11 protein-coding genes (1 of these 11 only partly in view) are annotated in these 13,130 nt (G+C 69.0%); 8 read left to right on the top strand and 3 right to left on the bottom strand.

Going from position 1 to position 13,130, the window contains the following annotated elements:
* The first annotated feature begins 27 nt into the window (after positions 1-27).
* From pflB to TSH58p_RS19125, 5 genes are all read left to right on the top strand, one after another.
* Positions 28-2,310 (top strand): formate C-acetyltransferase, encoded by a 2,283-nt coding sequence (gene pflB, locus TSH58p_RS19145; protein ID WP_109469347.1) that lies wholly within the window; start codon positions 28-30, stop codon positions 2,308-2,310.
* Positions 2,311-2,501: 191 nt separating this feature from the next.
* The gene (gene eno / locus TSH58p_RS19135) at positions 2,502-3,779 is read left to right on the top strand and encodes a phosphopyruvate hydratase (RefSeq protein ID WP_109469345.1); all 1,278 of its coding nucleotides are present in this window, start codon (positions 2,502-2,504) and stop codon (positions 3,777-3,779) included.
* A gap of 41 nt (positions 3,780-3,820) precedes the next feature.
* Positions 3,821-3,997: a hypothetical protein gene (locus TSH58p_RS33225; RefSeq protein WP_162600070.1), complete on the top strand. Its 177-nt coding sequence runs from the start codon at positions 3,821-3,823 to the stop codon at positions 3,995-3,997.
* Positions 3,994-5,478 carry a bifunctional enoyl-CoA hydratase/phosphate acetyltransferase gene (locus tag TSH58p_RS19130; protein WP_109469344.1) on the top strand — a complete coding sequence of 495 codons (1,485 nt, stop codon included), beginning with the start codon at positions 3,994-3,996 and terminating at the stop codon, positions 5,476-5,478. The genes TSH58p_RS33225 and TSH58p_RS19130 overlap by 4 nt, the downstream gene beginning before the upstream one ends.
* A 10-nt stretch (positions 5,479-5,488) precedes the next feature.
* Positions 5,489-6,706, top strand: coding sequence for an acetate/propionate family kinase (locus TSH58p_RS19125; RefSeq protein ID WP_109469343.1), 1,218 nt, complete (start codon positions 5,489-5,491; stop codon positions 6,704-6,706).
* Between the two features lie 87 nt (positions 6,707-6,793).
* Here TSH58p_RS19125 and TSH58p_RS19120 read toward each other — a convergent pair whose 3' ends face one another.
* From TSH58p_RS19120 to TSH58p_RS19110, 3 genes are all read right to left on the bottom strand, one after another.
* The gene (locus TSH58p_RS19120; RefSeq protein ID WP_109469342.1) at positions 6,794-7,927 is read right to left on the bottom strand and encodes a DUF563 domain-containing protein; all 1,134 of its coding nucleotides are present in this window, start codon (positions 7,925-7,927) and stop codon (positions 6,794-6,796) included.
* A 65-nt stretch (positions 7,928-7,992) separates the two neighbouring features.
* A complete protein-coding gene (locus TSH58p_RS19115) occupies positions 7,993-8,784 on the bottom strand; it encodes an alpha/beta fold hydrolase (protein ID WP_109469341.1) in 792 nt (263 codons plus the stop codon).
* Between the two features lie 171 nt (positions 8,785-8,955).
* On the bottom strand, positions 8,956-9,552 hold the full coding sequence (locus TSH58p_RS19110) for a PDC sensor domain-containing protein (RefSeq protein WP_109469340.1): 597 nt from the start codon (positions 9,550-9,552) through the stop codon (positions 8,956-8,958).
* A gap of 302 nt (positions 9,553-9,854) precedes the next feature.
* Here TSH58p_RS19110 and TSH58p_RS19105 point away from each other — a divergent pair, with 302 nt between their 5' ends.
* The 3 genes from TSH58p_RS19105 to uxuA form a co-directional block, all read left to right on the top strand.
* Positions 9,855-10,550 (top strand): GntR family transcriptional regulator, encoded by a 696-nt coding sequence (locus TSH58p_RS19105; protein WP_247895543.1) that lies wholly within the window; start codon positions 9,855-9,857, stop codon positions 10,548-10,550.
* Positions 10,551-10,572: 22 nt separating this feature from the next.
* Entirely contained in the window at positions 10,573-12,054 is a 1,482-nt protein-coding gene (locus TSH58p_RS19100) for a mannitol dehydrogenase family protein (protein ID WP_109469338.1), read from the top strand.
* Positions 12,055-12,121: 67 nt separating this feature from the next.
* Positions 12,122-13,130, top strand: the 5' portion of a protein-coding gene (uxuA, locus tag TSH58p_RS19095) for a mannonate dehydratase (RefSeq protein ID WP_109469337.1). Its footprint extends 188 nt past the window's final position; only the first 1,009 of its 1,197 coding nucleotides appear in the window; it begins with the start codon at positions 12,122-12,124; its stop codon lies beyond the right edge, outside the window.

Raw genomic sequence — 13,130 nt, 5'->3', positions numbered from 1 at the left:
CCAGACGCCTTTTCGTGAGGAGACATCATGGACACCCTGCTGAGAGACGGACTCGTCGAGACCCCGGAACAGCAAGCCGAGCGCCCCTGGCGCCGCTTCGTTCCGGGCGTCTGGCAGCAAGAGGTCAACGTCCGCGACTTCATCGTCCGCAACGTCCACCCCTACGCCGGGGATTCACGTTTCCTGACCGGCCCGACCGGGCGGACCAGAGCGCTGTGGGACAAGGTCACCGCCCTGCTGAAGGAGGAGCGCGCGGCCAAGGGCGGCGTGCTCGACGCCGACACGGATGTCTTCGGCTCGATCACCGCCCACGCGCCGGGCTACATCGACCGCGAGCTTGAACTCGTCGTCGGTCTGCAGACGGACAAGCCGCTGAAGCGCGCGATCATGCCCTTCGGCGGCTGGCGCATGGTCAAGAACGGGCTGGAGGCCTATGGCTTCACACCCTCGCCCAAGCTGGAGGAGGTCTTCCCCGGCCTGCGCAAGTCGCACAACGACGGCGTCTTCGACGTCTACACCGAGGAGATGCTGCGCTGCCGCAAGTCGGGCGTCATCACCGGCCTGCCGGACGCCTACGGCCGTGGGCGCATCATCGGCGACTACCGCCGGCTGGCGCTCTACGGCGCGACCTTCCTGATCAAGGACAAGAAGGCGCAGTACAAGAGCCTGGAAGTCGACCGCATCGACGAGCACACGCTGCGCCTGCGCGAGGAGATCACCGAGCAGATCAAGGCGCTGAGGGAGCTGGCCGCCATGGCCAAGTCCTACGGCTTCGACGTGGCGCGTCCGGCGGCCAACGCCCGCGAGGCGGTGCAGTGGACCTACCTCGCCTATCTGGCGGCGGTGAAGGAGGCCAACGGAGCCGCCATGTCGCTCGGCCGCGTGTCGAGCTTCCTCGACGTCTACATCGAGCGCGACCTGCGCGACGGCCTGCTGACCGAGGAGGAGGCGCAGGAGCTGATCGACCAGTTCGTGACCAAGCTGCGCATCGTCCGCTTCCTGCGCACGCCGGAATACGACCAGCTCTTCTCGGGCGACCCGACCTGGGTGACGGAGTGCATCGGCGGCATGGCGCTCGACGGGCGCACGCTGGTGACGAAGAACAGCTTCCGCATGCTCCAGACCCTGAACAACCTCGGGCCGGCGCCGGAACCGAACCTGACCGTTCTGTGGTCGGAAAGCCTGCCGGAGGGCTTCAAGGCGTTCTGCGCCGAGACGTCGATCAAGACCTGCTCGGTTCAGTACGAGAACGACGACCTGATGCGGCCCTTCTGGGGCGACGACTACGGCATCGCCTGCTGCGTCTCGGCCATGCGCATCGGCAAGCAGATGCAGTTCTTCGGCGCCCGCGCCAACCTCGCCAAGACGCTGCTCTACGCCATCAACGGCGGCCGTGACGAGGTGTCGGGCGAGCAGGTCGGCCCGGCCTTCGCGCCGATCACCGGCGATGTGCTCGACCACGACACGGTGGTGGCGCGGCTGCTGCCGATGATGGAATGGCTGGCGCGCGCCTACATGAACACGCTCAACGCCATCCACTTCATGCACGACAAATACATGTATGAGCGGCTGGAGATGGCCCTGCACGACCGCGACGTGCTGCGCACCATGGCCTGCGGCATCGCCGGGCTGAGCGTGGTCGCGGACAGCCTGTCGGCGATCAAGCACGCCACGGTCAAGGTGGTGCGCGACGAGCGCGGTCTCGCCACCGACTTCGTGATCGAGGGCGACTATCCGGCCTTCGGCAACAACGACGACCGGGTCGACGGCATCGCGGTGTGGCTGGTCGAGACGTTCATGGGCCTGCTGCGCAAGCAGAAGGCCTACCGCGACGCGGTGCCGACGCAGTCGGTGCTGACGATCACCTCGAACGTGGTCTACGGCAAGAAGACGGGCAACACGCCGGACGGGCGCAAGGCCGGCCAGCCCTTCGCGCCGGGGGCCAACCCGATGCACGGGCGCGACCGCAAGGGGGCCATCGCCTCGATGGCGTCGGTGGCCAAGCTGCCCTACGCGCACGCCCAGGACGGCATCAGCTACACCTTCACCATCGTGCCCGGCGCGCTGGGTCCGACCGAGGGCGAGCGGGTGGCGAACCTCGTGGGCATGCTCGACGGCTATTTCGGCCAGGGCGGCCACCACATCAACGTGAACGTCTTCGACCGCGAGACGCTGCTGCACGCCATGGACCATCCGGAGCTGTACCCGCAGCTGACCATCCGGGTGTCGGGCTACGCGGTGAACTTCATCAAGCTGACCCGCGAGCAGCAGATGGACGTCATCAGCCGCACTTTCCACGGCGCGCATTGAGAAGCGTCTGAGTCGCGACGCATTGCCCCCACCCTGACCCTCCCCCGCTGACGCAGGGGAGGGGACAAATCTCCCTCCCTTGCGCAGCGGGGGAGGGAAGGGGCCCGCGGCGAAGCCGTGGGAAGGGTGGGGGCGCGTCGCGACCATTCCCCTGAAGAATCCACCCTCCCACACAAGGTCCATCCTTCCCCATGAGCGCCATTACCGAAATCCACGCCCGCGAGATCCTCGACAGCCGTGGGAACCCGACCGTCGAGGTGGACGTCCTGCTCGAATCCGGCGCCTTCGGCCGCGCCGCCGTCCCGTCGGGCGCCTCGACCGGCGCGCACGAGGCGGTGGAACTGCGCGACGGCGACAAGAGCCGCTACGGCGGCAAGGGCGTGCTGAAGGCCGTGGAGTCGGTCAACGGCGAGATCTTCGACGCCATCGCCGGCCTCGACGGCTCCAACCAGCGCGCCCTCGACCTCGCCATGATCGAGCTGGACGGCACCCCCAACAAGGGCCGGCTCGGCGCCAACGCCATCCTCGGCGTCTCGCTCGCCGTCGCCAAGGCCTCGGCGGAAGAGGCCGCCCTGCCGCTGTTCCGCTACGTCGGCGGCGCGTTCGCCAACCTGCTGCCGGTGCCGATGATGAACATCATCAACGGCGGCGCCCACGCCGACAACCCGATCGACATCCAGGAGTTCATGGTCATGCCGGTCGGCGCCGAGAACGGCGCCGAGGCCATCCGCATGGGCGCGGAGATCTTCCAGGCGCTCAAGAAGAAGCTCAAGGACGCCGGCCACAACACCAACGTCGGCGACGAGGGCGGCTTCGCCCCCAACCTCGCCTCCACCGAGGACGCGCTGGGCTTCGTGATGAAGGCCATCGAGGCCGCCGGCTACAAGCCGGGCGACGACGTCATGCTGGCCATCGACGCCGCCTCGACCGAGTTCTTCAAGAACGGCAAGTACGAGCTGGCCGGCGAGGGCAAGTCGCTGGCGCCGGAGCAGATGGTCTCCTACTGGGCCGATCTGGTCGGCCGCTACCCGATCATCTCGATCGAGGACGGCATGGCCGAGGACGACTGGGAGGGCTGGAAGGCGCTGACCGACGCCATTGGCGGCAAGGTGCAGCTGGTCGGCGACGACCTGTTCGTGACCAACCCGGCGCGTCTGGCGGACGGCATCAAGAAGGGCGTCGGCAACTCGATCCTGGTCAAGGTCAACCAGATCGGCACGCTGTCGGAGACGCTGGAAGCCGTGGACATGGCGCACAAGGCCGGCTACACGGCGGTCCTGTCGCACCGTTCGGGCGAGACCGAGGACAGCACCATCGCCGATCTGGCGGTCGCCACCAACTGCGGCCAGATCAAGACCGGCTCGCTGTCGCGCTCCGACCGTCTGGCCAAGTACAACCAGCTGATCCGTATCGAGGAGATGCTCGGCGCAGCATCCCGCTTCGCCGGGCGCGGCATCCTCAAGGCGTAACGGCCCCCGGTGAAAGGCGGACTGCGGCAAAGTGTCCGGCGATGCCGGATTTGCTGCGCCGCATCGCCTCTTGCGCTAATATATCAGTATACAAAAAGACGCTCACAGAAGAAGACGGCAAGACGCGCTTCCCCTTTCAGCAAGGCGCGCGCCGGGAGGGATCGGCTGAAACGGGCAGCATCATGCCTATTTCTCTTATCCGGAGTGTTCTGCAATGACTGCCAATGGTGAAGCCAGCGGCGACCTACCCATGGCCCCGGTCGAGGCGGTCCCGGTCGAAAACGTCACCTTCGACGAGATCGCGATCGGGCAGTCCGCCAGCATCGCGCGGCAACTGACCGTCATGGATGTCGAGCTGTTCGCCACCGTCTCCGGCAACATCGATCCGGTTCATCTGGACGCGAAATTCGCCGCCGACAGCCGCTTTCAAAAGGTGATCGGGCATGGCATGTGGTCCGGCGCGCTGATTTCCGGCGTGCTGGGGACCCGGCTGCCCGGTGCCGGCACCGTCTACGCCGGCCAGGACCTGCGGTTCCGACGCCCGGTCGGGCTGGGCGATGTCGTCACCGCCACCGTGACCGTTCGCGAGAAGCGGGCCGACACGAACATCGTCGTCTTCGACTGCCTGTGCACGAACCAGGACGGCGAGGTCGTGGTGACCGGCACCGCGGAGGTGGTGGCGCCGACCCGCAAGGTCCGCCGCGTGGCCCACGCGCTGCCGCAGATCCAGATGATCCGCCACGACAAGCACGACGCGCTGCTGCGCAAGTGCGACGGGCTGGAGCCGGTCGCCACGGCGGTCGCCCATCCCTGCGACGAAAGCTCGCTGAAGGGCGCGGTGGAGGCGGCGGAAGCCGGCCTGATCGACCCCATCCTGATCGGCCCGGCGGCGAAGATCCGCGCGCTGGCCGCCGCCCACGGGCTGGACATCGCCCGCTACCGTCTGGTGGACGTGGAGCACAGCCACGCCGCCGCCGCGGCCGCCGTCGCGCTGGCCCGCAACGGCGAGGCCGAAGCGGTGATGAAGGGCAGCCTGCACACCGACGAGCTGATGGCCGAGGTCGTCCGCAAGGAGACCGGCCTGCGCACCAGCCGCCGCATCAGCCACGTCTTCGTGATGAACGTGCCCACCTACCCGCGGGCGCTGCTGATCACCGACGCGGCGATCAACATCTACCCGACGCTGGAGGACAAGGTCCACATCGTCCAGAACGCCATCGATCTGGCGAAGGTGCTGGGCGTCGAGACGCCGCGCGTCGCCATCCTGTCGGCGGTGGAAACCCTCAACCCGAAGATCGCGACCACGCTGGAAGCGGCAGCACTCTGCAAGATGGCCGACCGCGGCCAGATCACCGGCGGCATCCTCGACGGGCCGCTGGCCTTCGACAACGCCATCAGCGCCGAGGCCGCGCGCATCAAGGGCATCAAGTCCCCCGTCTCCGGACAGGCCGACATCCTGCTGGTCCCCGATCTGGAGGCCGGCAACATGCTGGCCAAGCAGCTCTCCTTCCTCGCCAACGCCGACGCGGCGGGCATCGTTCTGGGCGCGCGGGTTCCGGTCATCCTGACCAGCCGCGCCGACAACGTCCGCACCCGCCTCGCCTCCTGCGCCGTGGCGGCGCTGGTGGCCGCCGCGCGCCGTCCCGCCCTCGCGCTCAACGCCGCCGCTCCCCTGGCTGCCCCCCTGGCAGCGGAGTGAGGATCACACCATGTCGCACCGTGACGCCTGTCTCGTCATCAACGCGGGCTCCTCCAGCCTGAAATTCTCCGTCTTCTGCGGCGCCGGAAAGCACGATCTGGAGGCGGTCCTGACCGGCCAGATCTCCGGCATCGGCACCGCCCCGCGCTTCGAGGCCAAGGACGCGGCCCGCCGCGTCCTGGCCGACGGCATCCTGGACGAGGTCGGCCCCGGCGACCGCGCCGGTCTGCTCGGTTTCCTGCTGACCTGGATGCGGCACGAGCTGCGGGACGTGCGGCTGGTCGCCGCCGGCCACCGGGTCGTGCATGGCGGCACCCGCTTCGACGCGCCGGTCCGGCTGACCCCGGCGGTGCTGGCGGAGCTGGAGGCCCTGGTGCCGCTGGCTCCGCTGCACCAGCCGCACAACATCGCGGCGATGACCGCGCTGGCCGAGGTCTATCCGGAGCTGCCGCAGGTCGCCTGCTTCGACACCGCCTTCCACAGCACGCGGCCCTGGCAGGCCCAGATGTTCGCCCTGCCGCGCGAGCTGACCGACGAAGGCGTGCGCCGCTACGGCTTCCACGGCCTGTCCTACGAGTACATCGCCCAGCGCCTGCCGCAGATCGCGCCGGAGCTGGCCGAGGCCCGCGTGGTCGTCTGCCATCTCGGCAGCGGGTCGAGCCTGTGCGGCATGCGCGCGGGCCGCAGCGTCGACACCACCATGGGCTTCACCGCGCTGGACGGCCTGCCGATGGGCACGCGCCCCGGTTCCATCGACCCCGGCGTGCTGATCTATCTGATGCGCGAGAAGGGGATGGGGCCGGACGAGCTGGAGCGGCTGCTCTACCACAAGTCCGGCTTGCTCGGCGTGTCAGGGGTCTCCAACGACATGCGCGCCCTGCTGGACAGCGAAAACCCGCAGGCGGCGGAGGCCGTGGAGCTGTTCTGCTTCCAGGTCGCCAAGCAGGCGGCGGGGCTGGCGGCGGCCATGGGCGGGCTGGACGCGGTGGTCTTCACCGCCGGCGTCGGCGAGAACTCCGCCCCGGTGCGGGCGCGGGTGGCGGAGAAGCTGGGCTGGCTCGGCGTCCACCTCGACGGGGCGGCGAACCGCGCCCGGGCCACGCGCATCTCGGCCGGCGACAGCCGCGTCCCGGTCTTCGTCATCCCCACCGACGAGGAGCGGATGATCGCCAGCCACACGCTGGACATCCTGGCGCGCAGCGCGGTGCACCCGCCCCTGGCGGCCTGATGGTGTGAGGAGCGTTTCAACGGAAGGAGGAAGGGGCTGCCCGGTCACTTCCCCCTTTTCGTGCACGATCGCGGAAAAAACGATGGATCAGGTCAGGAAGCCGGCCTCCGCCAGCGTCTCACGCGCCCGATCGAGCGGGACCCGCCAAGTCCGGTCATGCGGCCACACCGCTTCCCAAGGTCCCTGGATTTCGCCCATCACATAGCCGTAGCGCACGCCCCGAAGGTTGGAGAGGCGGCGGAAAAGCCAGTTCATGTAACAGTCCATCTGGAGTTCGCACACCAGGGTTCCTGGACGGCAGAACACGAGATTGGTCAGCCCGGCACCGTGTGGCCCGACCACATGGGTGGCTTCGGCGAAACTGCGGATCTGGTCGGCGAGCGACAGGCCGTCGAGGTCCAGAATCTCGTAGCCGGCGCCCGCGAGCAGGGCGATGACCTCCGCTTCGTTCTCCAGGCGGCGCTTGGGGGAGCGGGTTCGCTGGATGTAGAGCCGCCGGTGCGGGGCCGCGGCGCCGACGCTTGCGACCAAACGGTCGAACGCGGCCAGCATGTCCGGGTGCGGATAGTAGCCGAAGCCCGAGAGGTTGGGGATCAGCACCAATTCCTCCACCAGGACGCTTTCCGCCGTCGCGATGGCATGGGCGCGTATCGGCCGGTCGCCGGCCAAGCGGACGAGCGTGTCGGTTTGGAAGGCGTGCTCCAGGGGCGGCACCAGGATGAGGTCGTCCCGATACCGGTCCGGCAATGGCGGCAGGCGGGACACGGCGTCGATTTGCCAGTGGTAGTAGTTGAAGGCACCCGCGGCCAGAAGATGCACGGCCCGACCCGCAACGCGCCGGACGCTGGCGCTTTGAAGCGTCGTGAACCCGCTTTCGGGATCGACCTCCATCCCGTGGTCCGGAGGGTGGACATGCTGGAGCGTTTCCGCGACCAGCCGGTTGGCCAGCATGGTCACTCCGGCGGTCGAATGAACGCAGGCGTCCCGCAGGCGGTACAGCCTTACCGGAGCCGGACGGTACATGGTTTCCCGCCACGCTCCGGCGAAGGGATGCTCGACGATGCGGCGATCCGTGAAGTCGCCGTCACCGAAGGCAAGCGGGAGGATCGGCACCTCGTGTTCCGGCAGCAGAGGCTCCGATTCCACCAGGGGACGGCCCGCTTCGTCCTCAAGGCCCAGCGCCTCCAACTCGCGCAGCGTGATCTGAAGCGGCGTCGCCATCCCAACGCTTCCCCTGTTCAGCGGCAAAAACAGCCTTCCCAAACTCCGAGGCGATCAATGCACGCTCAGAGCCAGGTCAGGAAGCCCCTGATCTCATCAATGACGAGCGCCTCTCTCTCACGGTGCGGTACATGGCCGGTGTCGGGGAGAATCCGCGCGGTTCCCCGCCCGGCGGCGATCCTTTCGGGGTGGGCCCTGGAGCCGTACTCGTCCTGGTCGCCGTGCAAGGCCAGAACCGGGCAGCGCACCGCCGCGAGCGCCGCATCCAGCGTCCAGCCCGCGAAGCCGGGCGACAGCCACGTCTCGGTCCAGGCGTCCAGAACCCACCGGGCCTTGTCGCCGTGATACTTCGCCAGCCGCGCCATGTTGGCCGGGTCCTGGAAATCACGCTTGGCGTCGCGGATTCCGGCAAGGGTCCTTTCTTCCACGAACGCCTGTGCGGCGATGGTCACGAGGGCGCGGCACCGCTCCGGAAAGCGGGCCGCCGTCTCGACCGCCATGCCGCCTCCGACGCTGTGCCCGCAGGCGACGAACTCCGTCACCCCAAGCCGGTCGCACAGCGGCGGGATGCCCGCGTGCGCCTCCGCGGCGACGAAGTCCAACGCAAGCCGCCCCGGATGGGCGTCCGAACGCCCGAAGCCGAGCCGGTCGTAGGCGATGACGCGGCGGTTCGTCCCGGCCGCCAGCCGCTGCGGGAAACCGCGCCACAAGTCCACGCTGCCGAGGGAGTCGTGGAAGAGGATGATCGGCGGAGCGCCGGCGGTTTCCGGGGTCCAGCTCTTCGCGAAGAGGCTGCCCTCCGCGGTCCGGATCGTCCATTCGATCTCGGTCACGGGTGAGTCGTGCTGTGTCGGCATGGCGGCTGGCGTTATGGCGGTTGGCGTTGCGGTCCCGGGGACATCCGTTATGCCGTGAAGTTCCAAGGAACGCCCGCGGAAAGGTGTCGAAGCCGCCTTTGCGCCCAGCCGGGCCCCCCATCGCCGGAGATCCCCCCTCCTTCAGGGAAGGGGGATGGCATCGGCGATCCGTCAGTTGCCGAGCTTGTTGGTATCGAGCACGATCATCGCCACGCCGATCTTTTCCTTGCTGGCCGGATCGAGCACGGGAACGCTGACCTCGGTCAGCATGGCGTTGGTCTCGGCGTCCTTCTCCGGGTCGGTCATGTAGAGGTCGGAGCCGCCGCTGTAGACCTTCTGCCACTTCGGCTCGTCGCCCTGCCAGTAGTCGGAGGTGCCGCCGGTCTGGGCCACGTTCAGGCCGCGGTTGTCCATCAGCAGGATTTCCACGATCCGGCCGTTGCTCTTGTCCGTCACCTCCTTCAGCCGCTTGGTCACGGCGTTCGCGGCGATCTTGTCGTAGGTGGGATTGGCGGACTTGGCCTTGGCCGCCGCCTTCCAGTCGTTGTCCATGGCGTCGATCTTGGCCTGATCGAGGCCCTTGTGCTCGGTGTTCTGGGCCTTGACGGCGTCGACGATCGCCGGGTCGGCGAGCCAGGTCTGGGCCTGCGGGCTCACTGTCTTGCGGACGCTGGCTTCCAGGGCGGGATCGGCGGCGTAGGCCGGCAGGGTGCCGAGCGTGGCCAGGACCGCCGCGGTGGAGAGCAGCAGGGAAAAGCGTTTGGACATCGATTCCTCCCATGAATGATCCGCCCGCGGGCTGCCTTGGCGGCCTGTGCTCCGTGGGCTCAAGACCATAGGTCCCCCGTCATCCCGGCGGTCAGAGGAATGCGCCGCTTATTTCGTTTGGCGGAAAATTGGTCATACCAACCATAATTTCCCTTGAACGGGTTCCGGTGGTCGGGCCGTGCCGCCGCATCATCCGGCCCTTGCAACGCCCCATCCCCGACAGCGCGCGGTCCCCACCGCTGCCCCTTGTCAGGCCCGGTTCGCAATGGCATACTAGTATGCAAGTTGACGCGATGGACGCCATGACCGACACGCCGACCTCCTCCGCCCCCACCGACATCCGCGGCCCCCGCCTGCACGGGGTCTACGACGCCCTGCGCGCCGCCGTGCTGTCGGGGGAGATCCGCCCCGGCGAGGGGATTTCGGAAACCCGTGTGGCCGCCCGCTATGGCGTCAGCCGCACCCCGGTGCGCGAGGCCTTCCGCCGGCTGGCCGACGAGGGGTTCCTGCGCATCGTGCCGCAGGTCGGCACCTTCGTGGCGCCGATCCAGCTCGCCGCGGTGTCGGACAGCCAGTTCATCCGCGAGACCCTGGAATGCCGGACCGTCCGTCTGGCCGCCGAGCGGGCGGAGGCGGCGGACGTCGCCTCGCTCAGCCGGCTCCTCGACTCGCACCGAGCGGTGATGTCCCCCGACCGCCATTCCGAGTTCTTCGCCCTCGACGAGGCCACCCACGCCGAACTGGCCCGCATCGCCGGGCGCCCGGCGGTGTGGGACCTGCTGGTCGCCGTCAAGGCGCAGCTCGACCGCGTGCGCTTCCTGTCGCTGCACAGCGAAGGCTGGGCGGCGAAGATCGTCGGCGAGCACCAGAGCATCGTGGACCGCGTCGCCGCCCGCGATCCCGACGGCGCGGAGGAGGCCATGCGCGCCCACCTGCGCACCGTCTTCGCGGCGGTGGACGAGATCGCCCGAACCAACAGCCACTTCTTCGAGACCTGAAAGCCGTCATGCGGAGTGTTCCATGCGCTTGAGCCCCGACACGCTGCCCTCGCTGCGCCCCGGCGTGCAGCGCCCCGGCTATGACCGTGCCGCCTTGGCCACCGGCATCGTCCATCTGGGCATCGGCGCCTTCCACCGCGCCCATCAGGCCGTCTACACCGACGCCGCCCTGGCCCGGTCCTTCGGCCCCTGGGGCATCGCCGGGGTCAGCCTGCGCAGCCCCGACACGCGCGACGCGTTGGAGCCGCAGGGCGGCCTCTACACCGTGGCCGTGCGCGACGCCGCCGGCGAGCGGCTGCGGGTGGTCGGCTCGGTCACCCAGTTGCTGGTCGCTCCGGAGGACCCCGCCGCGGTGCTGGAACTCCTGACCCGGCCCGCCGTCCGCATCGTCACCCTGACCGTCACGGAGAAGGGCTATTGCCACGACCCGGCGACCGGCGCGCTGAACGAGGCCCATCCGGACATCGTCCACGACCTCGCCAGTCCGGAAAGCCCGCGCAGCGTGCCCGGCTTCCTGGTCGAGGCTCTGATCCGCCGCCGCGCCGCCGGGGTGGCGCCCTTCACGGTGCTGAGCTGCGACAACCTGCCGAGCAACGGCGACACCGCGGCGGGTCTGCTGCGCCGCTACGCCGAGCTGCGCGACCCCGCGCTGGGGGCGTGGTTCGCCGAGAACGTGGCCTGCCCGAACAGCATGGTGGACCGCATCGTGCCGGCGACCACCGACGCCGACCGCGACCGCGTGTCGGACGGGCTGGGGCTGCGCGACTCCTGGCCGGTGGTGACCGAGCCCTTCAGCCAGTGGGTGATCGAGGACCGCTTCCCCACCGGGCGCCCGGCCTGGGAGCTGGAGGGGGCGGAGCTGGTTCCCGACGTCCATCCCTATGAGACGATGAAGCTGCGGTTGCTGAACGGCAGCCACTCCACGCTCGCCTATCTCGGCTACCTCGCCGGCTACGAGACGGTGTCGGACACCATGGCCGATCCGGCCTTCGTTCGCCTGATCCGCGGCCTGATGGACGAGGAGGCCGGTCCGACCCTGCACATGCCGCCGGGCGCCGATCTCGGCCATTACAAGGACGCGCTGATCGAGCGCTTCCGCAACCCGGCCCTGCGCCACCGCACCTGGCAGATCGCCATGGACGGCACGCAGAAGCTGCCGCAGCGGCTGCTCGGCACCATCCGCGACCGGCTGGCCGCCGGAGCACCGATCGACCGGCTGGCGCTGGGGGTGGCGGGCTGGATGCGCTACGTCTCCGGCACCGACGAGGCCGGCCGCCCCATCGACGTGCGCGATCCCATGGCCGCCCGGCTCGCCGAGCTGGCGGCGGAGGCCGGGCCGGTCGCCGACCGTCTGGCGCCCGCCCTGTTCGGGCTGAGCGCCGTCTTCGGCGACGACCTGCCGCGCGACCCGCGCTTCACCGGCCCGGTGACCGACGCGCTGCGCCGGCTCTACGCCGAGGGCGCCCGCGCCGTCGTGCAATCGGTCGCACCGGCGGCGGGCTGAGGCGCCCCCACCAATCCCATCGAGACATGCCGGAAGCGGCACAGCACTCTTCTTCAAGGAGCAGACCATGGAACAGACTTGGCGTTGGTTCGGCCCGGACGATGTGATCCGGCTCAACCACATCCGTCAGACCGGCGCCACCGGCATCGTCACCGCCCTGCACCAGATCCCCTACGGCGTGGTCTGGTCGGTCGAGGAGATCGAGGAGCGCAAGGCGATGATCGCCGCCGACCCGTCGCTGGGCCTGCGCTGGAGCGTGGTGGAAAGCCTGCCGGTCCATGAGTCCATCAAGATCGGCGAGGGCGACCTGACCCCGCTGTTCGACAACTACCGCCAGTCGCTGCGCAACCTCGCGGCCTGCGGGGTGACGACGGTCTGCTACAACTTCATGCCGATCCTCGACTGGACCCGCACCGACCTCGCCGCGCCGGTGCCGGGCGGCGGCACCTCGCTGCGCTTCAACGCCTTCGAGCACGCCGCCTTCGACGTCTTCATGCTGGAGCGTCCGGGCGCCGAGGACGACCATTCGCCGGAGGTGCTGGCCCGCGCCCGCGCCTGGTTCGACAAGGCGTCGGAGGGCGACAAGAAGACGCTGCTCGCCAACATCATGGCCGGCCTGCCGGGCGCCTTCGACCGCTACGACATCCCGGGCCTGCGCAAGATGCTCGACCGCTACAAGGACATGAGCCACGGCGCGCTGCGCGAGACGCTGGCCCGCTTCCTGCGCGAGGTGATCCCGACCGCGGAAGAGGTTGGTGTCCGCATGTGCATCCACCCCGACGACCCGCCGCGCCCGCTGATGGGCCTGCCGCGCATCGTCAGCAACGAGGACGACCTGGACTTCATCGTCAACGTCATCGATTCCGAGGCCAACGGCATCACCTTCTGCACCGGCTCGCTCGGCGCCGGGGCCAAGAACGACGTGCCGGCGATGATCAAGCGCTTCGCCCCGAAGGTCACCTTCGCCCATCTGCGCAACGTGAAGAAGGACCCCGACGGCTCCTTCCAGGAAGCCGAGCATCTGGGCGGCGACGTCGACATGGTGTCGGTCGTCACCACGCTCCTGGAGGAGCAGA

The organism is Azospirillum sp. TSH58 (assembly GCF_003119115.1).
Lineage (GTDB): Bacteria > Pseudomonadota > Alphaproteobacteria > Azospirillales > Azospirillaceae > Azospirillum.
The sequence above is the reverse complement of the archived record's forward strand: the minus strand, read 5'-3'. Positions and strand labels throughout refer to the sequence as shown.

What these genes read in the sequence shown, in the direction of transcription:
- pflB (WP_109469347.1), top strand. Translation starts at nt 28, where the DNA reads ATGGACACCCTGCTGAGAGACGGACTCGTCGAGACCCCGGAACAGCAA.
- eno (WP_109469345.1), top strand. Translation starts at nt 2,502, where the DNA reads ATGAGCGCCATTACCGAAATCCACGCCCGCGAGATCCTCGACAGCCGT.
- TSH58p_RS33225 (WP_162600070.1), top strand. Translation starts at nt 3,821, where the DNA reads ATGCCGGATTTGCTGCGCCGCATCGCCTCTTGCGCTAATATATCAGTA.
- TSH58p_RS19130 (WP_109469344.1), top strand. Translation starts at nt 3,994, where the DNA reads ATGACTGCCAATGGTGAAGCCAGCGGCGACCTACCCATGGCCCCGGTC.
- TSH58p_RS19125 (WP_109469343.1), top strand. Translation starts at nt 5,489, where the DNA reads ATGTCGCACCGTGACGCCTGTCTCGTCATCAACGCGGGCTCCTCCAGC.
- TSH58p_RS19120 (WP_109469342.1), bottom strand. Translation starts at nt 7,927, where the DNA reads ATGGCGACGCCGCTTCAGATCACGCTGCGCGAGTTGGAGGCGCTGGGC.
- TSH58p_RS19115 (WP_109469341.1), bottom strand. Translation starts at nt 8,784, where the DNA reads ATGCCGACACAGCACGACTCACCCGTGACCGAGATCGAATGGACGATC.
- TSH58p_RS19110 (WP_109469340.1), bottom strand. Translation starts at nt 9,552, where the DNA reads ATGTCCAAACGCTTTTCCCTGCTGCTCTCCACCGCGGCGGTCCTGGCC.
- TSH58p_RS19105 (WP_247895543.1), top strand. Translation starts at nt 9,855, where the DNA reads ATGACCGACACGCCGACCTCCTCCGCCCCCACCGACATCCGCGGCCCC.
- TSH58p_RS19100 (WP_109469338.1), top strand. Translation starts at nt 10,573, where the DNA reads ATGCGCTTGAGCCCCGACACGCTGCCCTCGCTGCGCCCCGGCGTGCAG.